Annotated in this window: 24 protein-coding genes; 9 read left to right on the forward strand and 15 right to left on the reverse strand. The window is 58.4% G+C overall.

Going from position 1 to position 25,253, the window contains the following annotated elements; genetic code table 11:
* Positions 1 to 96: 96 nt before the first annotated feature.
* A complete protein-coding gene (locus tag C7534_RS01660) occupies positions 97 to 312 on the reverse strand; it encodes a hypothetical protein (RefSeq protein ID WP_077430226.1) in 216 nt (71 codons plus the stop codon).
* A 234-nt stretch (positions 313 to 546) separates the two neighbouring features.
* Between C7534_RS01660 and C7534_RS01665 the strand changes: the two genes are divergently transcribed.
* Positions 547 to 1,383: a hypothetical protein gene (locus tag C7534_RS01665; protein ID WP_109784733.1), complete on the forward strand. Its 837-nt coding sequence runs from the start codon at positions 547 to 549 to the stop codon at positions 1,381 to 1,383.
* Here C7534_RS01665 and C7534_RS01670 read toward each other — a convergent pair.
* On the reverse strand, positions 1,380 to 4,271 hold the full coding sequence (locus tag C7534_RS01670) for an ATP-binding protein (RefSeq protein WP_109784734.1): 2,892 nt from the start codon (positions 4,269 to 4,271) through the stop codon (positions 1,380 to 1,382). The genes C7534_RS01665 and C7534_RS01670 overlap by 4 nt on opposite strands.
* A gap of 360 nt (positions 4,272 to 4,631) precedes the next feature.
* Here C7534_RS01670 and mhpA point away from each other — a divergent pair, with 360 nt between their 5' ends.
* Together mhpA and C7534_RS01680 are read left to right on the forward strand one after the other, a co-directional pair.
* A complete protein-coding gene (gene mhpA, locus C7534_RS01675; RefSeq protein WP_109784735.1) occupies positions 4,632 to 6,290 on the forward strand; it encodes a bifunctional 3-(3-hydroxy-phenyl)propionate/3-hydroxycinnamic acid hydroxylase MhpA in 1,659 nt (552 codons plus the stop codon).
* Positions 6,291 to 6,292: 2 nt separating this feature from the next.
* Positions 6,293 to 6,940, forward strand: a complete 648-nt coding sequence (locus tag C7534_RS01680; RefSeq protein WP_046027405.1) for a TetR/AcrR family transcriptional regulator — start codon at positions 6,293 to 6,295, stop codon at positions 6,938 to 6,940.
* Here the strand turns inward: C7534_RS01680 and C7534_RS01685 are convergent.
* Positions 6,929 to 8,194 (reverse strand): NADH:flavin oxidoreductase/NADH oxidase family protein, encoded by a 1,266-nt coding sequence (locus C7534_RS01685; RefSeq protein WP_109784736.1) that lies wholly within the window; start codon positions 8,192 to 8,194, stop codon positions 6,929 to 6,931. The genes C7534_RS01680 and C7534_RS01685 overlap by 12 nt on opposite strands.
* Before the next feature lie 229 nt (positions 8,195 to 8,423).
* Here C7534_RS01685 and C7534_RS01690 point away from each other — a divergent pair, with 229 nt between their 5' ends.
* From C7534_RS01690 to C7534_RS01710, 5 genes are all read left to right on the forward strand, one after another.
* Positions 8,424 to 9,038 (forward strand): TetR/AcrR family transcriptional regulator, encoded by a 615-nt coding sequence (locus tag C7534_RS01690; protein WP_046027403.1) that lies wholly within the window; start codon positions 8,424 to 8,426, stop codon positions 9,036 to 9,038.
* An 85-nt stretch (positions 9,039 to 9,123) separates the two neighbouring features.
* Entirely contained in the window at positions 9,124 to 10,215 is a 1,092-nt protein-coding gene (locus C7534_RS01695) for a VOC family protein (RefSeq protein WP_109784737.1), read from the forward strand.
* A gap of 175 nt (positions 10,216 to 10,390) precedes the next feature.
* Positions 10,391 to 11,347 (forward strand): fumarylacetoacetate hydrolase family protein, encoded by a 957-nt coding sequence (locus C7534_RS01700; RefSeq protein WP_109784738.1) that lies wholly within the window; start codon positions 10,391 to 10,393, stop codon positions 11,345 to 11,347.
* A complete protein-coding gene (locus C7534_RS01705; protein WP_109784739.1) occupies positions 11,347 to 13,248 on the forward strand; it encodes an acyl-CoA synthetase in 1,902 nt (633 codons plus the stop codon). The genes C7534_RS01700 and C7534_RS01705 overlap by 1 nt, the downstream gene beginning before the upstream one ends.
* Positions 13,249 to 13,411: 163 nt before the next feature.
* Positions 13,412 to 14,731: an outer membrane protein transport protein gene (locus tag C7534_RS01710; protein ID WP_046027399.1), complete on the forward strand. Its 1,320-nt coding sequence runs from the start codon at positions 13,412 to 13,414 to the stop codon at positions 14,729 to 14,731.
* A 37-nt stretch (positions 14,732 to 14,768) separates the two neighbouring features.
* Here the strand turns inward: C7534_RS01710 and C7534_RS01715 are convergent, their stop codons facing one another.
* The 4 genes from C7534_RS01715 to C7534_RS01730 form a co-directional block, all read right to left on the reverse strand.
* On the reverse strand, positions 14,769 to 15,134 hold the full coding sequence (locus C7534_RS01715) for a hypothetical protein (protein WP_109784740.1): 366 nt from the start codon (positions 15,132 to 15,134) through the stop codon (positions 14,769 to 14,771).
* The gene (locus C7534_RS01720) at positions 15,131 to 15,493 is read right to left on the reverse strand and encodes a P-II family nitrogen regulator (protein ID WP_077430220.1); all 363 of its coding nucleotides are present in this window, start codon (positions 15,491 to 15,493) and stop codon (positions 15,131 to 15,133) included. The genes C7534_RS01715 and C7534_RS01720 overlap by 4 nt, the downstream gene beginning before the upstream one ends.
* The gene (locus C7534_RS01725; protein WP_109784741.1) at positions 15,490 to 17,274 is read right to left on the reverse strand and encodes a DUF1538 domain-containing protein; all 1,785 of its coding nucleotides are present in this window, start codon (positions 17,272 to 17,274) and stop codon (positions 15,490 to 15,492) included. The genes C7534_RS01720 and C7534_RS01725 overlap by 4 nt, the downstream gene beginning before the upstream one ends.
* A 249-nt stretch (positions 17,275 to 17,523) precedes the next feature.
* Positions 17,524 to 18,360, reverse strand: a complete 837-nt coding sequence (locus C7534_RS01730; protein WP_109784742.1) for an NAD(P)H-binding protein — start codon at positions 18,358 to 18,360, stop codon at positions 17,524 to 17,526.
* A gap of 178 nt (positions 18,361 to 18,538) precedes the next feature.
* Between C7534_RS01730 and C7534_RS01735 the strand changes: the two genes are divergently transcribed.
* Positions 18,539 to 19,234, forward strand: coding sequence for a TetR/AcrR family transcriptional regulator (locus C7534_RS01735; protein ID WP_109784743.1), 696 nt, complete (start codon positions 18,539 to 18,541; stop codon positions 19,232 to 19,234).
* A gap of 5 nt (positions 19,235 to 19,239) precedes the next feature.
* Here the strand turns inward: C7534_RS01735 and C7534_RS01740 are convergent, their stop codons facing one another.
* From C7534_RS01740 to C7534_RS01775, 8 genes are all read right to left on the reverse strand, one after another.
* On the reverse strand, positions 19,240 to 19,524 hold the full coding sequence (locus tag C7534_RS01740) for a hypothetical protein (RefSeq protein ID WP_046027393.1): 285 nt from the start codon (positions 19,522 to 19,524) through the stop codon (positions 19,240 to 19,242).
* 205 nt (positions 19,525 to 19,729) lie between these two features.
* Entirely contained in the window at positions 19,730 to 19,960 is a 231-nt protein-coding gene (locus C7534_RS01745) for a hypothetical protein (RefSeq protein WP_007946177.1), read from the reverse strand.
* Between the two features lie 132 nt (positions 19,961 to 20,092).
* Positions 20,093 to 20,314: a hypothetical protein gene (locus C7534_RS01750; protein WP_046027392.1), complete on the reverse strand. Its 222-nt coding sequence runs from the start codon at positions 20,312 to 20,314 to the stop codon at positions 20,093 to 20,095.
* 72 nt (positions 20,315 to 20,386) lie between these two features.
* Entirely contained in the window at positions 20,387 to 21,427 is a 1,041-nt protein-coding gene (locus C7534_RS01755) for a DNA topoisomerase IB (RefSeq protein ID WP_109784744.1), read from the reverse strand.
* A gap of 77 nt (positions 21,428 to 21,504) precedes the next feature.
* The gene (gene modC / locus C7534_RS01760; protein WP_109784745.1) at positions 21,505 to 22,584 is read right to left on the reverse strand and encodes a molybdenum ABC transporter ATP-binding protein; all 1,080 of its coding nucleotides are present in this window, start codon (positions 22,582 to 22,584) and stop codon (positions 21,505 to 21,507) included.
* A gap of 3 nt (positions 22,585 to 22,587) precedes the next feature.
* A complete protein-coding gene (gene modB / locus C7534_RS01765) occupies positions 22,588 to 23,268 on the reverse strand; it encodes a molybdate ABC transporter permease subunit (protein ID WP_109784746.1) in 681 nt (226 codons plus the stop codon).
* Positions 23,269 to 24,036 (reverse strand): molybdate ABC transporter substrate-binding protein, encoded by a 768-nt coding sequence (modA, locus tag C7534_RS01770; RefSeq protein ID WP_109784747.1) that lies wholly within the window; start codon positions 24,034 to 24,036, stop codon positions 23,269 to 23,271.
* Positions 24,037 to 24,185: 149 nt separating this feature from the next.
* A complete protein-coding gene (locus C7534_RS01775) occupies positions 24,186 to 25,250 on the reverse strand; it encodes an NAD(P)H-dependent flavin oxidoreductase (RefSeq protein ID WP_109784748.1) in 1,065 nt (354 codons plus the stop codon).
* Between the last annotated feature and the right edge of the window lie 3 nt (positions 25,251 to 25,253).

A 25,253-nucleotide genomic window follows, 5' to 3' on the forward strand; every position in this document is an offset into this window, starting at 1 on the left:
CGAGGTGGCGTCAGCGTAGGGGCCTCTGTGCGCGAAGTAGTCAGCGAAACGTCGCCGTTCGGTCGCCATGCACACGTGATGTCGATGTCGGAACGGTCATTCGCCGTCCCTTTCTATCGCCTGTTCACGGTCTGCTGACGCCAGATCAGAGCCAATTGACTCCAGCAACTCTTCGGCGGACGAGAACTCGCGCTGACGCCCGGTGACCAGGTTCTCGAGGCGGCCCATCAGGGCCTTCGGTCCGGCATCACTGCGCAATTTGACGACGTAGGAGCGTCGGCTCGGGTATTTGGATTCAGGGTTAAGGCTCATCGCAGACCTGGGGATCGAGAAAGTTCGACGCCAGCGTAAGCCGCCCCTTGGGAGGAGTCGTAAGCGAAAGGTCAGGGTTTGGTCGGATAACGTCTGTCTGCCACAACAGTCGTCACCTATCGTTCCCCAAACTGACTCATGACGCTACAGGGATCTCTTTTCGAACATTGAATTTCGACGGATCATGGCGTTGAGGCCCGTTCATTCACACGGCATTACCAGGAGCATCAGGGAATGAATTTTTTTGATTTCATCCGATCAGTTCCAGATGTTGTCTGGTCTGGCTTGTTAGCGTCGGGTCTGACACTCGGGGGTGTTCTTATTTCCAACAGGAGCAATAAATCGCGGTTGGAAATGCAACTTAATCATGATGCGACCATAAAGTCTCAAGAGCGTACCGCGTCGCTAAGGCGAGATGTTTATCTGGATGCGGCGAAAAAAATGCCGAAAGCGTTGAGTTCATTAATCGAGCCTTCCGATAGGGATGAGTCATTCACCGTTAGCCCTGGTTTAAGCGATTTCTTTTCCGTTGCCGCGCAGATTCAGCTAGTGGCGGAGCCTGTGACGGCATCGTTAGTCGGTGAGCTGGTATCAAAATATAACGATCTTTTGATGAAGTCCGCCTTCAGTAGAGCGGTACTTGGTAAGGCTATCAGTGACAGAAATGGCTGGGAAAGAAAGTGCGAACGCGCAGTTTCAGAGTCCGAGCGAGTGCTGCTTGAGCTCAACAGGTTGAAAGAAGTGCCACCTACAGATTCGAAAATGATTGACGCGGTGATGGGGTCTTATGAACGTTATTTTAACGAGGCGGAAGAGGCAAGGCTGGCGCTGAACGGTGCTGAAACACGGGTGAGAGTAGAGCGTCTTAATTTGTTGAAGCGCTTGTTGCCAAACGTCAAGGACATTGCTGAGTTTCAGGTTTCAGTTCTCATTGGTATCCGGAACGATCTGGGTTTGACTTCGGATGTTGAGTTGTTGGAACTTCAAGCTAAAAAAGAATTAACGATTATGGAGAATACAATTAGTTCTTTAGAGGAATTGGTTGATCTGTATAGCGGTGACAAATTTTAGGGGCTGAAAATAATGAGGCCGCGCGCACGTTTTACCAATTCAGTCCCATGCGTTTCGGGCAATTGGTCAATCAGCCTCACCAATGCCTGGTGATCTTCAGTGGTAGCGTCGTGTTGCTCACACAGCTCGACCCTTGCGAGCAGCTCCAGCCACGATGCTTCCTGGGCGCGTGCCTCCTCAATCGCACGCCGCACCGCCACGCTGCTGGCATCTGATCGACCCTGAACTCGCGCGATCGCGGCCTCCAGCAGCAACAGCTGCGGCAGGTATACGCGTTCGCCCAGTTCCTCTCCCACCCGGAAGGCTTCCTGCAATTCAACGTGCGCTGCGTCGTAATCGCCTGCCAGTAGCCGCGCTTCGGCGGCGTAGCCGAGTACTTCGCTGGCACCGGAGCGCATGCCGAGTCCGGTATGTTCCTCGTAGGCCTCGCGGATATTTCGGTAGCCGTCGCGGGGTGCACCGTTGCGTGCGTCGGCCCAGCCGCGCCACCAGCGGCAAGCCGTGCGCCCGAGTGCGAGGGAATTTTCATCGACGAGCTTCTGCATGTCGTCAGCCAACACTGTCACACGTTCAGGGTTTCCCAGTCGTACCTCGATCAACACCTCCTGCCATGCAGCGACCAGCCATGTCATGGGTTGTCGAAGCGCATGTGCGCGGGTTCGTGCCCGCTGCATATGGGTTCGTCCTTGCTCAATCAGGCCAGAACGCACCAGCTCGATGGCCAGCATACCGTGCAGCATGACTTGGGGATCCGCTGCAAAGATCTCGTTGGTCCCGATGTCCAGCGGCTCGGCGATCGCGAGGGCGCGCTCTAACCAGCGGCGAGTCGTTTTCGTACGACCCTGGAGGTGATGCACCTCGCCCTGAACGATGCATGCTGCCAGCATGAGCACTTGATCGTTTGCGTTCCGGGACAGCGCTTCAGCACGCACTGCCACTTCCAAAGCCTGCGAATAATCGCCGCGCAAACCGAGCAGATAGCCGAATCCGTGCAGAAGGCGCCCGCGCATAGGGTGCTCGGGTACATCCGCTAGCAGTGTGTACGCACGTTCGAAAGCCCCCTTGGCTTCGCTGCCGACACCGAACATGTGGAAGGCCGAAACCCCCTGCAACGTGGCCAAGGTAATTTCGAGCGTATCGCGCTCCACCCCTTTGGGTGCATGCATAAGCAGGATCAGGGCGCGCTCAGTGAGGCCGATGCACAAGTCCGGGCTGAAGTGCTGTAGCGCGGCTTCTGCGGCCTCGGCGTAGTAGCGCAGCGCGATCATCGGCAGCCGAGCACGGTCGAAGTGCATCGCCAGTTCCGAGGCCGCAACCGACACACCGGCCGAGCGCTCGCGTTCGAGGGCAGTGCCCACCTGGCCATGGAGATCGATGCGCAACGAACGCGGCGTGCGGTCATACAGCACTTGGCGAAACAGGGCGTGCCGGAACGAGTAAGGAGGCTCTACCGCCTCGTCAACATCGGGAGCCCGCGAATGTGAGAGCCATACCTGCTCACGCATCAGTTCTTCACAGGCGCCGATCACTGAAGAGAGATTGCGCCCCAGGGCTAGCGAAACCGTCTCAACCCGGAAGTCGGCCCCGCACACCGCAGCCGCCGAAAGGAGTGCACGTTGCTCCGGACCCAGCTTGGCGATGTAGTGATCAATGATGGCGGCCAGGTTGTCGGGAACCGCCAGATCCGTCAGTCGAGCTTCGATGGTGGTTTCGTCTTCTTTTGCATCCATCACTTCACTGATGATCGAGGAAACGAACAACGGCACGCCGTCGGTCCGTTCGTGCAGGGCGCGCACGAAGGCTTCATCGCGTGCCAGTGAGGCTGAACGCAGCGCCACATAGTCGGCGACCTCGGTTTCCGAAAAAGGGTCGAGCACCACTTCCTCGCACAAGCGTTGCAGTCGCAGTTCGTGTCGCAATGAGCTGAGCGGATGGTCGAGCGCTACCACTTCGGCAAGGCGGAAGCTCGACAGCCACATGAGCCGGGCGGGGCCTCGTCGTCGCGCCATGTAGTTGATGAGCTGGACCGTCGCCCGGTCGCTCCAGTGCAGGTCTTCGGTGACCAGCAAGAGAGGGCGCAGCTCTGTGTAGCGGTCCAATAGTTCACCGAATTCCCTCAGCATGCGTTCCGGGCCGACACCGACCAGCTCGCGCCGCAATGCGTCTCGCTCCTGCGTGCTACTCAACCACGGCAATTGCAGCAGCCAGGTGGGTGCCACATCGCGCAACAACGCCGGCAGGCTCGGGTCGTTGCGGCACAGATCGGCTAATGCCTCCAGCACCGGCAGGTATGGCTCGCCGGTGCCGAAGTGCTCCATGCAATGGCCGCGTGCGCAGGCGATGCCGCCAAGGCCGGCGAGGAAATGTTCGATCAATGTGGTTTTGCCGATCCCCGGTTCTCCAGCAAGCCAGACCACGGCACGCTGGCCAACACCGGCTCGCTCCCACGCCCGCCGCAGCCTCGAGGCCTCGTCAATGCGACCGATGAATGGCGGAAACGGATGTGTGTCGGTCGCCGTAACTGCCATGGAAGTAGGCGGTATCGAAGCAGCAGGGGGCGATACGGCGATGAAGCGATAGCCACGCCGCGACACCGTCTCGATAAAACGAGGGTGCTTGGGGTCATCGCGCAACACTTTGCGCAGATCGCTGATGGCCGTTTTCAGGACAGAATCGCTGACAAACCGATGCCCCCACACGGCATCCAGCAAGGCGTCTTTGGATACCAACGACCCCGGCTGGCGGGCGAGCACGCATAACAACAGAAAGGGGGTCGGCGCCAACGCCACCGCTTGCCCATCACGCAACAGGCAAGCGTTAGTCTCGTTGAGTTCGAACTCGCCAAAGTCAAGCAGGGCAGGGGACGGATGGGGCTGCGGACGCGCCACGGTTGATTCCTAAAGACTTGAAACAGGGTAGTGCGTTGAAGTTTCGCACGGGATTCAACGTTGAAAAAAATGTTCCTGCCGTCCTGGTCCATTGCTGACATGACAACGCTGATCGGCTCTGAAGCCAAGCGTCGTCGGTCGGAAACTGGCACACGTGCAACTTCACGCCACGCGCCTTAACGCGGCCACTGACGCCTTTATCTCAGCTCGCCCGGTCGGTCACATCACGGTTTTTCAATGATCTCAAAAATTAATGACAAAAACATCAATATTGAAATATCTCTCAATATTGCATACCTTGAGTCTGCCTGACGATGAGACCTGCGCGCCTCACGACTTCAATCACAACAAGGGCTCGAAATGAACAACAACAAGAAAGATTCCGAATTGCCTCCCTCCGCCGTTGACGTGCTGGTCGTCGGATACGGCCCGGTAGGTGCAACAATCGCGGCGCTGCTCGGCCGCTACGGGGTTACGACCCTGGTGCTGGATAAGCTCCATGAAATCGTACTGATGCCTCGTGCCATTGCCCTGGACAACGAGGCGCTACGCATTCTGCAACTCGCAGGTTTGTCGGAAGACGCTTTCGAGAAAATCGTCATCCCTGAAGTGAAGATGCACTCACCGGTACTCGGGCAATTCGGTCGAGCCAATACCGAGGGGTGTATCGACGGCCATCCCAAGCTTGTGACGTTCTATCAACCCGACCTCGAACGAGCGATGCGTGGCCAGGTTTCCCGGTTGAAATCAGTGACCAGCCTGGGTGGTTTCGAGCTGGAGAGTCTGGTCGAAGAAGCGCAGGGCGTGGTCGCCACCGTACGGGATCAAAATGGGCACTCGCATACTGTCCGCGCCCAGTACCTGATCGGTGCGGACGGCGCCAGTTCCAGGGTCAGAGCGCTGATTGGTCAGGAGTTCGAAGGACAGACCTATGCGGAGGATTGGCTGATTGTCGACGTCAAGAACCGGCATAAGTCAGCGATTGATCACATTGAGTTTCTTTGTAATCCGCTGCGCCCAACGCCGCACATGCCGGCACCCGGCGGCAGGGAGCGTTGGGAGTTCATGCTGCAATCCGGCGAGTCCCGGGAAGAGCTGGAAAGCCCGGAAAGCATAGCCCGGCTGATCGCGCCATGGATCAACCCGCAAGAACTGGAAATCGAGCGCAAGGCGGTGTATCGATTCCACGCTCGCTGCTGCAACAGATTCAGCCAGGGGCGCGTTTTTCTCGCCGGCGACGCCGCGCACATCACGCCCCCTTTTGTCGGGCAAGGTCTCGTCGCGGGACTTCGGGATGGCTCCAACCTTGCCTGGAAACTGGCTTGGGTCCTTCGCGGCCATGCCACGCCTGCAATACTTGAGACCTATGACGTAGAACGCCGTCCCCACGCCCAGGCGATGATCAATCTGGCGAAACTCATGGGGCGCCTGGTGATGCCCAAGAACAAGATCGCCGCATTCTTTATCCACGGCCTGATGCGTACGCTGGCGTTGACTCCCGCTACCAGGAGGTACTTCGAACAGTTGGACATCAAGCCGAAGAACACCTTCAAGCACGGCCTGTTCGTACAGCATCGCCGGGGCGATAAACTGGTGCGTGGCAGCTTGTTTCCCCAGACCTGGATACGCAACCTGCAAAAGCAGATCAAACTGAGCGACGATGCGCTTGGAGACAACCTGACCCTGGTTGGATTCGGTGTTGACCCGTTGTCACTGCTGACCCCTGATCAGATCGTTTCCTGGGAAAAAATGGGAGGTCACTTTTTAGAGGTCAGAGCTCGCGGCCAACGCTCCGGCGGCAGCTGTGACTTCATCGAAGACATGAACCATGAGATCCTGCCGCTGGCTGCCAAGGGAACGCTCGTCGCGGTTCGCCCCGACCGTATCATCATGCACCACGCCCCTGGCGCAGAGGCAGGCAATCTCCTTCAGGACTGCAGGCGCTTGCTGGCCGGCAAAGACGCCACTCCGGACAGCGTTTCCATTACCATCAACCAGCCCATTAGATTGCGAGCTTGATAATGCATTCCCCCACTCTTCCTTTAGAATCTGACGCGCCAGAACCTCTAACGAGAGGTCACAAGAAACGTGAGCGCACCCGTCGCGGTCTCGTGGACGCGGCATTACGCCTTATCGCACGTAAGGAAGTGGGGGAGATCGCATTGCTCGAGGTCGCCGCGGAAGCAGCGGTATCCAACGGCACCATCTACAATTATTTTCGAACTCGCGACGAGGTATTGGAGGCGGTGGGCATCGCGATGGCCGCCGAGTTCTCCGATGCCATTTCCGCCATGAGCAGGGACGTGCACTGCGGCGCACAGAGGCTTTCGATCGGCGTGCGCATGTTTGTATGCCGGGCCGCGGCCGACCAGCAATGGGCGAATGCGCTGCTGCGCATCATCCATTTCGACCAGGCAATGCGCTCGCGTCTGGCTGACCATGTACTGGGCGATCTGCGTGAGGGACAGCGAGCGGGCACGTTTGCTTACGAGGACGAAGGTGTCGCTCTGGATATTGTCTTGTCGTGCACAACCGGAGCCATGCGCTCGGTTGTCGAGGGGCGGGCGGTGGCTGAGCACGATCTGCGGGTTGCCGAAATGGTTCTCCAGGCTCTGGGCGTCACGCCTGCCAGAGCCAGGAAGATTGCCGGCAAGCCGCTACCGGTCTGAACGGATGTCATCCTTTTGCCAGGCTTGATCAATCCATCGCCGATAGCTCTTCGCCTGGCGACGAGCCTTCAACTGATTGCCGATCAACGCCATGAGTGGCGACGTCGCGGGGTTTGTCCGTTTTCCTTGGCTCAGCAAGCCGAGTTGCTTCTTGATCACCGACGCCACGGCAAGTGACGCCAACGTCTTGTTCTTCCATCGGACGACGATGGGCTCCACTTTAATGTCGCGACCCGCCATCCACTGTTTCGGCAGGGCTGGCTCGATTGCCAACGCAGTAGCAAGTCCGACCATCGACACCGAGCCGCTCACCACTCGCTCGGCGACCTCCTTTCTACGCACGCCGCCGGTGACCATCAGCGGCATGCACGCTATTTCTCCTATTTTCTCCGCGAACTCAAGAAAATAGGCTTCTCGCGCCAAGCGGCTGCCATCGCGGGTCTGTCCCTGCATGGCCGGGCTTTCGTAGCTGCCACCCGACAATTCGACCAGGTCGACCGCCTTCTCGTTAAGCATTTCCACCACGCGAGCCGCGTCCTCGGCATTGAACCCGCCACGCTGAAAATCCGCGGAGTTGAGCTTCACCGCGACGCAAAAGATCGGTGCCACTCGCTGACGTATTGCGTCGATGGTTTTCAATAGAATTTGCGCGCGGTTTTCCAGGCTACCGCCCCAGCGGTCTTCGCGCCGATTGGTCAAGGGCGAAAGGAATTGGCTGAACAGGTAGCCATGCGCTGCATGAACCTCCACGCCGGTGAATCCGGCGCGCTCGGCCAGCACCGCCGCTTGGGTATAGCGCTCGATCAGTTCTTCGATCTCCTGCTCCTCTAAAGCCCTGGGCGGCACAAACGCTTTTGAAAGTCCGGGGATATCGACCGCCACTGCGGAAGGCCCCCTTGCCGATTGCCCCATTGAAGCCAACAGCTGCCGTCCGGGATGATTGATTTGCATCCAGGTCTGGGCCCCACGGCTGCGGCAAGCCTCGGCCCAAAGCTTGAATTTGCCCAGGTTCCGATCATCCTCAAGCACTACACCAGCGGGGCCGGTCAAGGCGTGACGGTCAACCATGACGTTGCCGGTGATGATCAGACCGGCACCACCCTCCGCCCAACTCCGATAGAGCTTGACCAGCGCTTCCCCTGGAGCGTGATCCTGATTGGCAAGGTTCTCCTCCATGGCAGCCTTGGCGATCCGGTTTGGAATCACCGTGCCGTTGGGCAATCGAAGCGGTTTGAAGAGATTTGAGCCGGTCATGTTCTGTCCTTCAGCTGATAAAAAGTCAGTCAACATAATTGAACATGCGTGTTCAGTTGTGTCAATGTGCAGCACTTTTTCTGACCCGGCATCATCGATCAAGACAATCGGATTATTTAGGTTTAAGCCCATTATTCAGACAGAGAAACCAACATGCTAAAAAATATGGTTGACGTAAAATGAACACGAGTGTTCAATCAACCCATAAGGTAATCCTGGAGAGAGAACCGTGGAATCCCTGAATCCAACACAACGCCGCATTCATCAAGCCGCCTTTCGCCTGTTCGCTGAAAAAGGCACCTCACAAGTGAATATTCTCGACCTCGCACAAGAGGCAGGCGTGGCGCGCGGAACGGTCTATAGCAACATCGACAGCATGGAAAGCCTGTTCGAGGCGGTTGCCAGTCATCTCGCGAGGGAGATGCATGAACGCGTCAACAAGAGCTTCAATTCCCTCACGGATCCTGCTCATCGCCTGGCCAATGGCATTCGATTCTTCATTCGCCGAGCGCACGAAGACTCCCAGTGGGGCGCGTTCATCCATAAATTTGCCATGAGCAATTCTGCGTTGCGCGAAATGTTCAGCAGCCAGGCGACCAGGGATCTCCTGAGCGGGCTTACCACTGGGCGCTACACGTTTGCGCAGGAGCAATTGCTCTCGGTACTGACGCTGATATCGAGCAGCGTACTCGGCTCGATTTTCCTGGTACTGGAAGGTCACCGGACGTGGCGCGAGGCGGGCTCTGATACCGCCGAGCTGGTACTGCGGGCATTGGGTGTGCCGTCAGAGGAGGCGCGTGCGTTGGCGACCATGGAGTTGCCGGCACTTTCATCTCTCGACTAAATCCGTAACTGACTTGACTGGATAAACCCCTGAATTTTCAGGGGTTCGGGACAGCTTTGCCCTAAAAAACCGGAAAACAAGAACAATGAACAATAAAATCGAATTGCATCGGTTGGCGACGCAACAGCCCGCCCGGCATCCTCAGCCGACGGTCAAGGCCCGGGATCTGACGCACCTGATCTTCCAGCGGCCGGACTTGGATGAGGCGGCGCGGTTCCTGACTGACTTCGGCCTGGCGGTAAGTCGGCAGGAGGCCGATACGCTCTATATGCGGGCCACTGACGCCACTGCATATTGTTACCGTGTCCAACGGGCCGAACATGCACGTTTCATCGGGTTCGGACTTGCCGTGCAGTCTCTGGACGAACTGGAAAAGCTCACTCGAATCCCGGGTGCGTCATCGGTCGAGAAATCGGAACATCCTGGTAAAGGGTATTACGTCAGACTGACGGATCCTTCTGGGTTCATTGTGGAAGCCGTCTGCGACCAGACGCCATGCAAGACGCTGGCCCATAGAACTCCTCTCAACTGGAATCTGGCGACGGAACAACCGCGAATCAACGCCACGCAGCGCCCGCCGATTGCTCCCCCTGAAGTCCTCAAGCTTGGCCACATCGTCATTGAAGTGGCCGACTATCAAGCAACCTGTGCCTGGTATACGCAGCATTTCGGGTTTATTCCCAGCGATGTGCAGGTACTTCCCGATGGCACACCTATCGTCGCCTTCATGCGCCTTGACCTAGGTGACATCCCCGCAGCTCACCATACGCTCGCGATTGCCCAAGGGTTCATGGCTACCTACAGCCATAGCGCCTATGAAGTCGTCGATGCAGACGCCGTGGGTATGGGGCAGCGCGTTTTGCGCGACCGCGGCTGGGAGCACTCATGGGGTATCGGCCGACACATTCTGGGCAGTCAGATCTTCGATTACTGGCAAGACCCTTGGGGTGACAAGCACGAGCACTACTGCGACGGGGATCTTTTCACGGCCACTCGGCCTACGGGCATTCATCCGGTCAGCCCCGAGGCAATGGCGCAGTGGGGGCAGCGCATGCCCAAGAGTTTTACCAAACCCAAGATGAGCCTGGCCAATCTGCTACTGCTGATCCGCAACCTGCGACGCAGCCCGGACCTGACCATTCGAAAGTTGGTAACACTCATGCGGATGTTCGGGTAGAGCTGTCGCCATGTCAGGCCGTTCAATCAGATATGGCCGGCGCGATGTGCTCAAAGCCGGCGCTGTGATCGCCGGCGTCTCGATGGTTTACAGCGTTACCAGCCCGCCCTCAGAACAACACCAGAATTCTCGTGCCATCGAGCATGGGGAAAACACCGCTCCAGGAGTGCCTTCAATGTCTGCAGTACACGTAGTCCGCTTTGAATTTCAGAATGGTATCCATTGGGGCGTGCTACGCCAGGGCCGTATCACAGTTGTTCCCGGTGTCTTTGAAACCACCGGCGACTTCATTCGCCAGAACAGTATCGACGACCTCGCTCAACTGAAAGGTTCGGAGTTGGAGGAGGGTGAAGTAAAACTGCTGTCTCCGGTAACCCGTAACCAGCAGTTCGTCTGCCAGGGTGCCAATTACCGCCAGCACATGATCGAGTCGGGCATGGACCCGGATGCGAAGAAATTCAATATGATCTTCACCAAGGCGACGAGTTGCCTGGTGGCGGCTGACAGCGACCTCATCAAACCGCGCCACGTGCGCTTCCTTGACTACGAGATCGAACTGGGTCTTGTGATGAAGCGCTCAATCACCGGCGCTATTGCTGTCACAGACGCCAATCTGCATGAGTTCATAGCAGGCGTCGTCATTGTCAACGACTACTCGGCTCGTGACATTCAGATTCCCCAGATGCAGTTTTACAAAGGCAAGAGCTACCGCACTTTCGGCCCGGTCGGCCCGTACCTCTGCCTTCTGGATGCCAAGAGCATGCATTACCTGAAAGCACTGCAGCTACGCCTGACAGTCAACGACCAGGTGCGACAGAACGACAGCACGGCCAATCTGGTTTACGGCCCCGCTGAAACCTTGACTGAACTCTCCGCCTTGCAAGATCTCGCCGTTGGAGACCTGATCGCCACCGGTACGCCTGCCGGCTGTGCCCTGACGATCCCTTCGCCTGCCAAAATGCGCATTGCAGCCCTGCTGCCCGAAGCCACCAAGTGGAAGCTTTTCCTCAAGGCGCAGGAAGGCCGGACGCAGTATCTCAAGGTCGGTGACGTGGTCGAGGCGCGCATTCGCAGCGCCGACGGTGTGATCGACCTCGGCGTACAACGCAACCGCGTCGTGGGGGAAGCCTGATGGTAGTGCAGACCCTGGATGACATCGAAAGCCTCGAACGCGTCCCCTTGTCGGAGCGTGGCCTGGCTAGCAGCACTTATGAAGTTCTGCGTCAGGCGGCCGAGCGCTCCCCCGAGGCACCAGCGCTCAGTTTCTTCGCCGATGCCGCCGATTTCAAACGCACCTACAAGTGGAACTACTCCCATCTTTTCGCGGATATCACCCGCGCGGCAAATGCCTTCCATGACCTGGGCATAAAACCGGGCGAGGTGATTGCCTTCATCCTGCCCAACCTGCCGGAAACCCACTTCGCTCTATGGGGCGGGGAGGCGGCGGGGATTGCCATGGCGATTAATCCTCTGCTTGAAACCAAGCAGTTGGCTGGCTTGTTGAATGCCGCGAAGGCATCCGTGGTGGTGACGCTCGCGCCGATGGCGGGCAGTGACCTGTGGCCCAAATTGGCGTCGCAGCTGAATCAGTTGCCCACGGTCAAGTCTGTTGTCTGGGTCAGCATGGAGCCCTATGTCGCGCAACCTGTACGTGGAGCTCTGAAAGCCGTGGCGCTGAAGGAACGAGACTTACACAGCGGCATCGCGATCCACGATTGGCAATCGCTGATGAACACTCAGCCGCACACACACCTGAAGAGCGGTCGACAAATTCGTCAGGATGAGTGCGCCTCCTACATCTGTACGGGCGGCACTACCGGGCTCCCCAAGATCGCCGCGCGTACTCATGGCTCGGAAGTATTCAACGCATGGGCCGTAGCGGCTCACTTGCAGCCACGCAGTGGTGGCCAGGTTGTTTTTTGTGGCCTGCCGCTGTTTCATGTCAATGGCCAGCTGGTGACTGGGCTGATGCCTTGGACTCAAGGCGACCATGTGATCCTCGGGACGCCTCAGGGGTATCGGGGCGAGGGGGTGATCCCACGATTCTGGGAGATGGTCGAGCACTTCGGCATCAACCTCTTTTCCGGCGTGCCAACTGTCTATGCCGCACTTCTGCAAAATGAATGGCAGGGCCGGGATCTGTCCAGTCTTCGCTTTGCCATGTGTGGCGCCGCACCGATGCCGGCTGAGCTTTTCCGGGAGTTCGAGCGCCGCACCGGGGTGAGGATCCTTGAAGGTTACGGTCTTACCGAGGGTGCCTGCGTCTCTTCAATCAATCCACCCCATGGCGAGCGCCATATCGGCTCCATCGGGATGCGGATCGCCTACCAGAATATGCGCGCGGTCCTGCTCAATGATTCGGGAGAGTACCTGCGCGACGCCAACGTGGATGAGATCGGCCTCATCACGATCAGTGGTCCGAACCTCTTCGAGGGTTATCTGGAGGAGCGTCATAATCAGGGCCTCTGGATCGATATCGACGGTCAGCGCTGGCTGAATACAGGCGATCTGGGTCGCCAGGATGCGCAAGGTTACTTCTGGCTGACCGGACGCAAGAAGGAGCTGATCATCCGTGGTGGCCACAACATCGATCCCAAGCAAATCGAGGAGGCTCTTCAGACGCATCCCGCCGTCGCCTTGGCCGCTGCAATCGGCAGCCCCGATGCCTACTCGGGCGAGGTGCCGGTTGCGTACGTTCAACTACGCCCCGGACAAGTGTGCAACGCCGAAGAGCTCCAGATATTCGCACATCACAACATCAGCGAGCGGGCAGCAGTTCCCAAGCGCATTGAAATCCTCAACGCGCTGCCACTGACGGCCGTGGGCAAGATATTCAAGCCGGCTTTGCAGCAGCGGGAGATTGCCAAAGTAGTCCTGCAGGAAGTCGAACGTCTGGGGCTTTCGGATATTGCTGTTGAAGTCGTGCAGGACAATCGTCGTGGGCAGGTTGCCTGCGTCAGGGCCGGCACCGACCAGGAAGTCCTGGCTCCGCTTTTGGGGCGTTACAGCTTTCAAGTCGAGTGGATTAATTGAGTTCCTGATTCGCAATCTGCAAGTCCAGCAGTTATGCCCTGGCGCTGTTCAGTCGGGGTGTTTTACACACCATCGATCAACTCCAGCCGGCACTGAGAAGTGCACAGGACGGCGAAGCCTTGCCTGCATGCAATCAACAAAAACAATAAACAAGAGGTGGAAAATGAAACTGAATAGCCGCGTGATCCCGTGTCTCTCTGCTCAGCGTAAGTGTGCTGTCTGGATTAAATTCAGCAGCGCCATCGCACTACTCAGTGCCTCCACTATTGCCAGCGCCAATGGCATTGCCTTAAACGAACAAAGTGCAAGCAGTGCGGGAACTGCTTATGCGGGAAGGTCATCTTCCGCGCTGGACGCCAGCACCATCTATGGAAATCCCGCAGGTTTGACCAAGTTGAAGCGCACTGAGATTTCCGGTGGTGCGGCGGTCGTTTCGGTGAGCGACGACATCAGTGATGCACAGAGCAGTGCCACAGGAACGAATAAAGGGGACTCCGTGCCGTTGGGAGTTGTGCCCTTCGCTTATATGTCGACGCCACTTGACGATCGTTTTTCGATTGGCCTGGGTCTCTATGCTCCGAGTGGTCTGATCAATGATTACGAGAGCACTTTTCAAGGCCGCTACCATGGTTCCTATAGCACGACAAAGGAGATTACCCTTCAGCCCACCATTGCCTGGCGGATCAATGATTACGTGTCCATTGGTGGCGGACCGACCATAAACCACTTCAATGCAAAGCTTCAAAACTACCTGGCCACCGGCGCTCTGAACAACGGCGAGGACACACTGGTCACCATCAAAGGCGATGACACAGCACTCGGCTACAACGTAGGCATCTTGGTTGACTTTACTGAGGCAACCCGTTGGGGGATCAACTATCACTCGAAGGTGGACTATGAACTCGAAGGGCATACTGAGGTTTCTGGCTCCCCGAGCGTGATCCCTCTGGACGGAAAGTATGACAACAAGATTGACCTCACTATGCCCGAATCCGTGGACACGTCTATCACCCATCATTTCAATAGTCGCTGGACGGGCTATCTGGGGACCACTTGGAAACGTTGGAGCCGGATCCAGAAGGTCGAGGCAATCAACAGCGGTCTTTCCCCCGTGGGGCAGGCGGCCGGCCTGGGAAGTGTGATCGAAGAGATGAACTGGCGCGACACGTGGAGCACCGCAGTTGGCGCCTCCTATCAATTGAACCAACAATGGCTGTTGCGCGCAGGCTACGCCTATGACCCGTCGCCAATCAGAAATGCCGATCGCAGCGTGCGCATTCCGGTTGGGAATCGCCAAGCCGTGACTTTGGGGGGTGCTTACTCACCGAATTCCGATCTGACGATAGACTTTGCTTATGGTTATCTCTGGGATTCCAAAGTTTCCGTAAAGCAACCGAACAACTCCGGTGTTCAACCTGAATACAGTGCCAACTACGACAACAGTGCGAATGGAGTTTCAGTGCAGGCTACCTATCGGTACTAAGCGACCTGACCTAAGAGTCCTCAACCTTCGCGCTGCGTTATTGCGTTGCGTCCGTAGGCATCACCAGTGGCGTCGCGAAATTTAACGCAATCATGTACACCGAGCCTCTGCCCGGCTCGGTCATCCCGGCGTGTGTGCAAATGAAGTCGAACACCGTCTCGGCCTGGGCTTCATCCACCACCACGTTGACCACCCGGGAGAGAACCGCCTCCGGCACCTCGTTGCGGGGGGCTTTGGCGGCCTGCAGTACGGCCACGCCGCGGCAACTCACGCTGTCCGCGCGCGTAATGCCATGCGCCTCTTGCAACAGCAGTAGCAGCCTGCGTTCCGTACCATCGTCGGGCAACACGCAGGTAATGAGTTTTGCCGCGCCGCCCGGAATACCCGCAACCGCCACGCTCATGAGGCACTCCCTTGTTCCAGCATTTCGCGGGGAATGTAGGTGGCGACTTTTTCCACGGGTGTCGCATAGATCATGCCCGCACCGGGAACATCCAGGTTGGCCGCGTGGTAGATGGCCTCGAGTACTGCGTCTTGATAGTCGGCCGCGACCAGCAGACTGACCACTTCTTTCTCCGCATCGATGGCGATGCTGAGCAGGCCGTGCCGCTCACGGGGGCCAAGACCGTGGGCGTGGTAGACAATGGCGCCTGGTGCGCCCATGCCCTGCGCCGCACGGATCACCAGGTCGGCACGCCCGACGGGGACAATGCAGGTGATCAGTGCAACGTCAGTCAGGTAGGTAATCCCTTCAGCTTTCATCCCGCTTCTCCGGTGTTCAATAATTGATTTGCAGGCTGTTGTGTGGCGGCCTTTGTCTGTCTCCACAGCTGGAAACGGGCCCACTGTCCGAGCAGCATGACGCTGATGACAGGACCGACGGATGCCATACAAAGAATGCCGAAACCCTCGACTGCGTTAGTGGCATTGCCCAGCCCCAGCCCCATGGCCAGAACGAGCGGCACGGTGATGGGCCCCGTGGTGACACCGGCGCTATCCCAGGCCACATTGACGAACTCTTCGGTCGAAAAAACCGTCAGTACCACAGCGATTAAATAGGGCGGCACCACCAGCCAGACCAGTGGCAGGCCGAACACCAGTTTGGCCACACCTACGGCAATACCGCAGGCGACGCCTATCGATACAGCACGTATCAGGCTGCGCTTGCGGATAAAACCGTTGGTAAGGGTTTCGGCGGTGACGCCGAGCGCATTCAGCGCAGGCTCGGCGACGGTTGCCCCGTACCCGAGCACCCAGGCGAACGCCAAGGCCAGCACCAGTCCCACTTGATAGATATAGAGCGGGGAGTTGTCCGCGCCGGGTGTCTGCATGAAGGCCGCCGGAATCAGCGACCCCGCGCTTCCTCCCAGCTTCGACAGACCGTAGGTCAACCCGAGATTGAACACGCACATGCCCACCACGGTGAGTGCGATACCGAGAAGGATCTCGCCGCGCCGCGGCAGGTTCTGGCGCAACAGCAGTTTCAGCACAACCATCAGGAATATCACCAAAGGCACGATGGCCCGCAGTCCCGAAACAATCTCCAGTCCGGGGCTGACTTCGTGCCAGGGTGCCGCCAGTTGTCCGGCCTCGGTAGCGGCTTGCGCGGCGGCGACGATTTCCGCCGGCGAGGAGATAGCCGCCACGTACAGGCCCAGCAGCATTACCCCGATGACGGGAAACAGCGAAGCCAAGGTGACAATACCGAACCCGGACAGCCCGGAACCGCCCTTGCCGGCGGCAGCCGCGATGCCGATGCCCAGCGCCAGCACCAGCGGTACAGTGACCGGCCCGGTGGTGACCGCGCCAGCATCCCAAGCCAAGCCGATAACTTTCGCAAGCTCAGGGTCACTAGACATGTACACCGTCAGCAACAGCACGGGCGCCAGCGATAAATAGATCAACGGCTTCAAGCTCCAGCCGTAGAGGAAGCGCAGCGTACCGGTTACAGCGGCCAGACCGACGCTGGCCCCCACAACCAGGACCAGTTCGCTGGTCCATTGGTTGAGTATCGCCCAGAGGTAGGGGGCGCGCTGCGCAGAAACGTTCTGCCCAGCGGCGCGCAGCGCGCCGATAGCGGGTTCGGCGAAAGTCACCCCGATACCCAGCAGCAGGGTAACCAGCAACACCACAGGCAGGGATAACTTGCGCGGAAGGTTGCTGCCGATTATTTCGCCGAAAGGCATCAGGCCGAGTTTCAGCCCTTCCATAAACAACATCAGCCCGACGATCACGGCGAACAAGCCGCCCGTGACAAGCAGCGAATCCTCCACCAACTGGCGCAAGATGATGATCTGAAACAGCACCAGGTACAGGGCCAAGGGCACCACGGCGCGAACCTGCTCCATCAGCCGGACATTGAGATAAGGCTTGAGGATGGCGGCGATCTCGCCAGCTCGTAATTTCGCCGTTTTGTGGGGCGCGGCCTGCCAGCGGCCATCGGCATCGCGAACGGGGGCGGACACCAGTTCACGCATGGGGATTTCGCGGCGACCGGCTCCGATCATATGCATGTAGTCGGCGTAGCGAATGGAGTCTTTCATAGGCTCATCTGTTCAGGTTGATCTACCGGTGTACGACTAACAGGTGCTCTCGTATTGTCGCGGCGCGGGTTAACAGCCGATGTGCTATTCCGGCCGCGAACAATTTTGCCTACGGTGAGCAGGTGAAGTTTTGACTTCGGTCAAGGTGCTGATTGCGCATTTGTGTCCGGGTGTTGCGAGCTGTGTCGTCAAGGTCGGCATGACCGAACAGGTATTGACCTCATTTTGAGTGCGCAGCGAATGTGTTGCTCATCCTTCATTCGCCCAGACACCCGTCGCTGCAGTGCGCCGAACATAATCGGTAAAGTCGCGTGCCGGACGGCCCAGTGCGCGCTGGACGCCATCGGCAAGGGGGGTATTGCGCCCGTCGAGCACGGTGGTGAAGAGGTACAGCACCAGGTCGATTAACCCGGCGGGAAATTGCTCCTGTTCCAAGGCCTCTTTATAGGCTTGCGGCGGCACGGCGAGGAAGCGGATATCGCGACCGGTCGCTTGAGCGATTTGATTGACCGCCTCGGCGAACGTCAGCGCCTGTGGGCCCGTCAGCTCATAAAGCTGGCGTGAGTGTCCAGGTTCGGTCAGCGCCTGGACAGCAATCTCGGCAATATCCTCCACGTCGACAAAGGGCTCCGCGATATTGCCGACGGGTAGGGCGAGTTCGCCCTGAAGAATGGGCTCCAGAAAATGCGCTTCGCTGAAGTTCTGGAAGAACCAGCTGGCTCTCAAGATCGTCCAGTCGACACCGCTGTTTTGTATGACGCGTTCGGCTTGTTCAGCTTCGGCTTCTCCGCGCCCGGACAACAGCACCAGTTTGCTCACGCCACGTTTGACGGCCAGGTCGGTAAACGCCTGGACCGTTTCGACGGCGCCAGGAACGGCGAGGTCCGGCTGAAAGGAGATGTAAACGGCATCAACGCCATCAAGCGCCGCATCCCAGGTGATTCGATCCTCCCAGTCAAAGGGCGGATTTGCACCACGAGAACCCGAGCGCACCGGGCGTCCAGCCGATTGCAATTGCTGGAGGATTCGCCGGCCTGTTTTCCCCGTGCCACCGAGAATGAAGATGGTTTTTTGGGTGGTGTTCATCGCATTCATCTCTGTCGATTTAATGTGAGTAATACTCACGTTAAAAAGATGATAGATGCTCATGTTCTGCCGTCAACCAACGTCAGAACGGAAACCGACGTATGGCCATCTTCTTGGGTGTGTGGATAGGCGGTGCTAAGGTGAGCGCTTGTCACCTTATTAATCGAGAATCACGCCAGTGCCGAAGAAAGCCACCACCGGGCTCGAGAAAACCATTTCAGAGCCAGCGCGACGTAATCCCACGCAACAACGTAGTCGCGAGCGGCTGGAGCGAATCCTTGCCGTGGCAACGCAGCTGATCGCGACCAAGGGCAGCGATTCGTTAAAGATGAGTGAAATTGCCGAGCGCTCGGAGATATCGATCGGGTCGCTTTATCAGTATTTTCCAGACAAGAGCTCGGTGATCCGCACACTGGCCGAGCGCTATAACGCCGAGAGTCGCCGGTGTATCGAAGCCGCACTGGCAGCGGTTCAGGACGCGGCAGGGTTGCGCGAGGCCTATGCGAACCTGCTCGATCAATACTTCGACATTGTTCAGGCAGAGCCCGCGATGCGTGATATCTGGTCGGGGATGCAGGCCGACAAGCAATTGGTGGCGCTGGAGTTGGAAGAGAGTCGTGTGGCGGGCCGGCTACTGACCGATGCGATGCTGCGGGTATTTCCAGGCAGTGATGTGCAGCGCGTTGCGGATGCCGCTTTTTTAATCTGGCAACTGGGTGAAGCGACCATGCGGTTGGCCATCACCTGCGAACCTGAAGAGGGGCGGCGACTGGTGGATGCGTTCAAACGCATGTCGCTCGCGGAAATCATGGCACCCGCAAGCGATGCTTTGGGCAGCACCGGGTCGAGCGAAGTCGACCCTGCTGTCAACTGAGCCTGTTAAACAAAAGGTTGGCCGGCAAAACCACGAGGCAGTCTTTGCAACCCGGCCATGGCGGAGAGCCGTTCGACCCAGGCGGCACGCCAATCATTGGCGGTGTGAGTGGCTTTGGTCTTGCGTGCGGCACGGCGTGCTGCATTGCGCTGGGCCTTGCGCGCTTCCTTGTACGCATCGGTGTTTCGGCAGCTTCGGCATTTCACCCGATTCAATTCCTGGGTGGAAGTGAGGTTGCTGCCCTTGTGACCGCAGGCCAGATGCCCGCTGACTTTGAAGTGGGTGACCATGGTACGTCTCCTTCGCGACGTGTGATGGTTTGACCCCTGGCGAACGACAGCGTTCGATCGCTGTGTTGCGAGCAAAAAAAGCCCAGCGCAAGGCCGGGTTGGGGGAGCGGCAGATACTCAGGCAGGGGCGAACACGGTGACGATGAGGTCGCCGTTCATGTGCCCTGAAACAGGCCCTGTTCTCGCGTCGCGTGTCCGGATCGAATCATCTGAACCGTGGGAGGGGCGGGTCGACAGGTTTCAACGACGACAGCGTGTTTCGAATCAGAGGCGTGTCTTTTTCGATGTCGTTCAGCCGGTCACGAATTCTGAGGGCTGTAGGGTGCCCTCCTTGATGATCGACCCAGTCGGCAATTTCCTTGCACGCGGCAGCAAGGCGAGCCTGGCGGGAGTCAAGCAGGGTGAGGAGGGTGGTGATGGACTCTTTTTCGGACATGGCAAACACCTCCGTTGAAGAACCTGGCAATTGGCAGCAAAAAGCCCGCTGGGTGCGAGCTGTCTGCCGATGGGGTCACTGATCCTTCAGCTATTTCTCAGTATAGTCCCGCAGCAGACGGGTGAATGGTCATCAACCTTGACGGACCATCAGTTGCGACGTGGCATTGAGCCGTTGGCATTCTTTTCTGGCATCCGCTTCAGAATCGTAGCCATCGCCGATGAAACCCTGGGTGCGAGTGTCGGCGATGCGATACCAGACGGCAGCGTCGGGTGGCGGGTGACCCGCTTCTCCGGCTCGGCGACCATGAATGATGATCTTGTTGCATCGCTTCACAACGAAAATGTCTTCCATGGCGTCACCGTAGCTAATTCTTGTTCAGATCAACTATAGAAGTTCTTTGTGATCGTGCAAAAAATAGACAGGTCAGTTCGTCGCTTCAGCAGTGGCGATCATTCGCTCAAGGAACATTGCCAGCCCGACTTCCTCTGGCCTGAGCCCTTTACGCAACCTGGGTCGGGGCAGTTCAGCCAAGGCTCCTAGCCAAAAGGCGTCGAACACTGCCGGATGGATATAGCATTTTCGGCACACCGCAGGCGTGTTGCCCAGTTGCCTGGCGACGTTTTTGACCATCTCCACGACTTGCCGTTTCGCTTCCGACTCCGGTTCCCACGGCATGTCGCGCAACACGGACAACGCCAGCACACTGCCCGCCCAGGTGCGGTAGTCCTTGGCAGTGAAATCGGCGCCCGTGAGGGTTTGCAGGTAGGCGTTGACGTCGGCGGAACTGATGGTGTGCCGCTCGCCGTTTTCATCCAGATACTGAAACAGGTTTTGCCCGGGAATGTCCTGACAGCGCTTGATGATGCGTGCCAGGCGCCGGTCTTTCACTGTGATCTGGTGCTCGACACCGCTCTTGCCGCGAAACTGGAACCGGATCGCACTGCCGTTGACTTCAACGTGACGGCTGCGCAGGGTGGTCAGGCCATAGGAGCGATTGTCCCGGGCGTATTGCGTGTTTCCGACCCGGATCAATGTCGCATCGAGCAAGGTGATGACAGTGGCCATGACTTTGTCTCGGCTGAAGCCGGGCGCCGCCAGCAACGTTTCGAGCTGTTTACGCAAGGTTGGCAACGCCCGGCCAAAGTCCCGCAGGCGCGAGTATTTATCGGCATCACGCACTTCACGCCAGCGCGGGTGGTAGCGGTATTGCTTGCGACCGCGAGCGTCGCGACCGGTGGCTTGCAGATGGCCGCGTGGGTCGGCGCAAATCCACACCTCCGTATACGCCGGCGGCACGGCAAGGGCATTGAGGCGTTTGATTTCGTCCGGGTCTGTAATGCGTTGAGCGGAAGGGTCGAAGTAGCTGAATTTTCCACGCAATAGTTTGCGGGTGATTCCGGGCTGCGTGTCATCGACATAGTGCAGGTCGGGTGGCAATACATCTGGCAGCGCGGTATCGGCCATGGCGCGTCATCCTCGACGACAAATCAGGGGGGCAATACAGCCATTGACCGCACCCATTCGCCGTCGTGCCAGCGGATTCAAGCCAGGACAGCCACCGCTTTGATTTGTGCCCAGAGCTGCTGTCCGGGATGCACCCCCAACTGGTCGCGAGAATAGCGGGTGATGCGTGACAGCAAAGGCGTGCCCGCAGCGTTCAGGCGGATCAGCACGTGGGCGGCATTATCGGCACCGACTTCACTGATGACTGTTACCGGCAAGCGATTGAGGATGCTGCTTTGCTCGATGCCACGCAGGCTCAGGCTGACATCGCGCGCTTGAACTTTGCAACGCAGTGCCTGGCCAAGCGGCATAGGTGCATGGGCTACGCGAATGCCCAGGTCGGTATCAGGCAACTGCAAGGTCAACAACTGATAGTGGGCGTCATACGCGCTCACGTGCCCCTCGATCACCACACCCGCGTCGTCGCCCAACGCCATTGGCAGATCGAGGCGCGCGAGGGTTTCGCCGATGGGGCCGCTGGCCAGTGCCTTGCCCTCACTGAGCAGGACGATATGGTCCGCCAGTCGGGCCACCTCATCCTGCGAGTGACTGACGTACAGCACCGGGATTTCCAGTTCATCGTGCAGGCGTTGCAGGTACGGCAGGATTTCGTTTTTTCGCTGACTGTCGAGCGCTGCCAGCGGTTCGTCCATCAGCAACAGTTGCGGGCTGGTGAGCAGCGCACGGGCGATGCCGACTCGCTGCCGTTCGCCACCGGAAAGGTGCTGCGGGTGACGCTCCAACAGATGGCCGATTCCCAGCAGTTCCGTGGCATGACCCATGTCGACCCGACGCTGTTGTTTCGGGATGCGCTTGAGGCCAAATTCCAGATTCGCCAACACCGACAGATGCGAAAACAGGCTGGCTTCCTGGAAGACATAACCCAGCGCGCGCTTATGCGGCGGGACAAAAATCTTCTTTTCGCTGTCCTGCCAGACCTCATCGTTGACCCGGATGAAACCCTGTTGGGCTCGCTCCAGGCCCGCGATACAGCGCAGGCAAGTGGTCTTTCCCGAGCCCGAGTGTCCGTAAAGTGCCGTCACTCCACGGCCGGGCATTTGCAAGTCCACGTCCAGGGCGAACCCCGAATAGCTGAGTTTCAGACGCATATCGATCATCGATCAGCTCCAGCCCGCTTTGGTTTTACGGCTGGAGTACAGCGCCAGCAATACTGCAAAGGAGAACACCAGCATCGCCCCGGCCAGCCAATGGGCCTGGGTGTATTCCATGGCTTCAACGTGATCGTAGATTTGCACTGAAACCACGCGGGTCTTGTCCGGAATGTTGCCGCCGATCATCAGCACCACGCCGAACTCGCCGACGGTGTGGGCGAATCCGAGAATCGCCGCGGTGATAAAACCGGGTCGCGCCAGCGGCAGGATCACGCTGAAGAAGGTGTCCCACGGATTGGCACGTAAGGTTGCGGCGACTTCCAGCGGACGAGTGCCGATGGCGGAGAACGCGTTTTGCAGCGGCTGAATCACGAACGGCATTGAATAAAGCACCGAGCCGACGACCAGCCCCGCAAAACTGAATGTCAGGGTGCCGAGCCCCAGCGATTGAGTGAACTGGCCAACAACGCCGTGAGGCCCTAGCACCAGTAACAAATAAAAACCAATCACCGTGGGCGGCAGGACCAGGGGCAGGGCGACGATCGCCCCGACCGGGCCGCGAAACCAGGAGCGGGTGCGCGACAGCCATAACGCAATCGGAGTGCCGATGACTAGCAGAATGGCTGTCGTCAGGGACGCCAGTTTGAGGGTCAGCCAGATGGCGGCGAAGTCGGCACTCGTCAGCGTCATTTAGAGTTGGTAACCGTAGGATTTGATGACAGCGGCAGCTTTCGGCCCCTTGAGGTAATCAACCAGCGCCTTGGCAGCCGGGTTGTCCTTGCCTTTGTTGAGGATCACCGCGTCTTGTTTGATCGGGTCATGCATGTCGGCGGGTACGATCCACGCCGAACCGCTGGTGACTTTGCCGTCTTTGTAGATCTGCGACAAGGCTACAAAGCCAAGTTCGGCGTTGCCGGTGGAAACGAACTGATAAGCCTGGGTGATGTTCTGGCCTTCAACGATCTTGTCCTTGACCTTGTCGGTCAGGCCCAGCTTGGCCAGTACTTGAGTGGCGGCCAGGCCGTAAGGCGCGGCTTTGGGGTTGGCGATGGACAGGTGTGCGTATTCGTTCTTTTTCAGCACGTCGCCCTTGGCATCGACGTAGCCATCTTTGGCCGACCACAACGCCAGGGTGCCAATGGCGTAAGTGAAGCGGGAACCCTTGACCGTGTCGCCTTCGGTTTCGAGTTTTTGCGGTGTGGTGTCATCTGCCGAGAGGAACACTTCGAACGGCGCGCCATTCTTGATCTGGGTGTAGAACTGGCCAGTTGCACCGTACGCGGCGACCAGTTTGTGCCCGGTGTCTTTCTCGAAATCGGCAGCGATGGCCTGGATCGGGGCAGTAAAGTTGGCAGCAACGGCGACCTGGACTTCGTCCGCGTGGGCGGAGCCGAAAGCAAAGACTGCGATCAGGCTGGCGAGGCAGGAAGGGGCAAAACGTGAGGCACGACTGGTCATCAAATGGCTCCGTGGTAGGCGAGTGCAGCAATGGGGGTAATCGCTATATAAAAGAATATATAGCGAAATGCCTTTAAACGGAACGTGTTGGTTTGTCGCAGAAACCTGTGCCGCTGCCGCAACCTTTGGCGGCGGCTACAGGGCTGGGATTATCGACGTGCCAGCTTGGCCAATGCTTCTTCTGCCAGGCGTCGGGTCAATTCTGCTGTCGTCATTTCAGCGCTCAATCGGAACGCCTGGCCAGCCCACAGGTTGCTGAAGTCTGCCTCGTCCTTGGCTCGCAACGGCATCAGCGCGCCACCGGCGAGCGGGAAGGTCGGCGCTTTATCGCTGATCGGCCCGAGTTCGCGCATCACCCGGTTGAGAATTCCGCGGGCGGGGCGCCCCGTGAAAATGTTGGTGACGGCAGTCTCGCTTTCTTTTGCCGTGCGCAACGCTGTGTAGTGAGACTTGCTGACCTTGGCTTCTGGCGTGAACAAGTAAGCAGTGCCCACCTGTACCGCCGAAGCGCCCAGCATGAAGGCGGCCGCAACGCCTCGCGCATCACTGATCCCGCCGGCAGCAATCACCGGTACTTTCACGGCATCAACGATCTGAGGCACCAAGGCGAACGTCCCCACCTGGCTGCTCAGATCCTCGCTGAGGAACATCCCGCGATGACCACCGGCCTCGTAACCCATGGCGATGATGGCGTCGCAGCCATGCTGTTCCAGCCAGACAGCTTCTTCGACGGTAGTGGCTGAGGAAAGTATTTTCGCGCCGGTGGCTTTTACCCGATCCAGCAAGGATTTTTCCGGGAGGCCGAAGTGAAAGCTCACGACTTCAGGGCGAAACTCTTCGACCAACTCACAGGCGGCGGCATCGAACGGCGCTCGATTTGAAACGGGCGTCGGTGCTTCGAAATCGACGCCCAGCTCCCGGTAGTAAGGTTCCAGCAGTTGCTTCCAGTCCCGGGCGCGCTGCTCATCAGGCGCCGGAGGTTGATGGCAGAAATAGTTGATGTTGAATGGGCGCTGGCAGTGTTGGCGAATCGTCTTCAGCTCCTCGCGCAGTTGCTCGATGCTCAGCATGGCCGCAGGCATCGAGCCCAGACCGCCGGCGTTACTCGCAGCGATGACCATTGCCGATCCATTGGCGCCGGCCATGGGGGCCTGGATGATTGGCACGTCGATACCAAGCAGGTCAAGAATGCGGGTGTCTGGCCATTGGCTCATTGG

The sequence above is a fragment of the Pseudomonas sp. OV226 genome (genome assembly GCF_003148705.1).
Lineage (GTDB): Bacteria > Pseudomonadota > Gammaproteobacteria > Pseudomonadales > Pseudomonadaceae > Aquipseudomonas.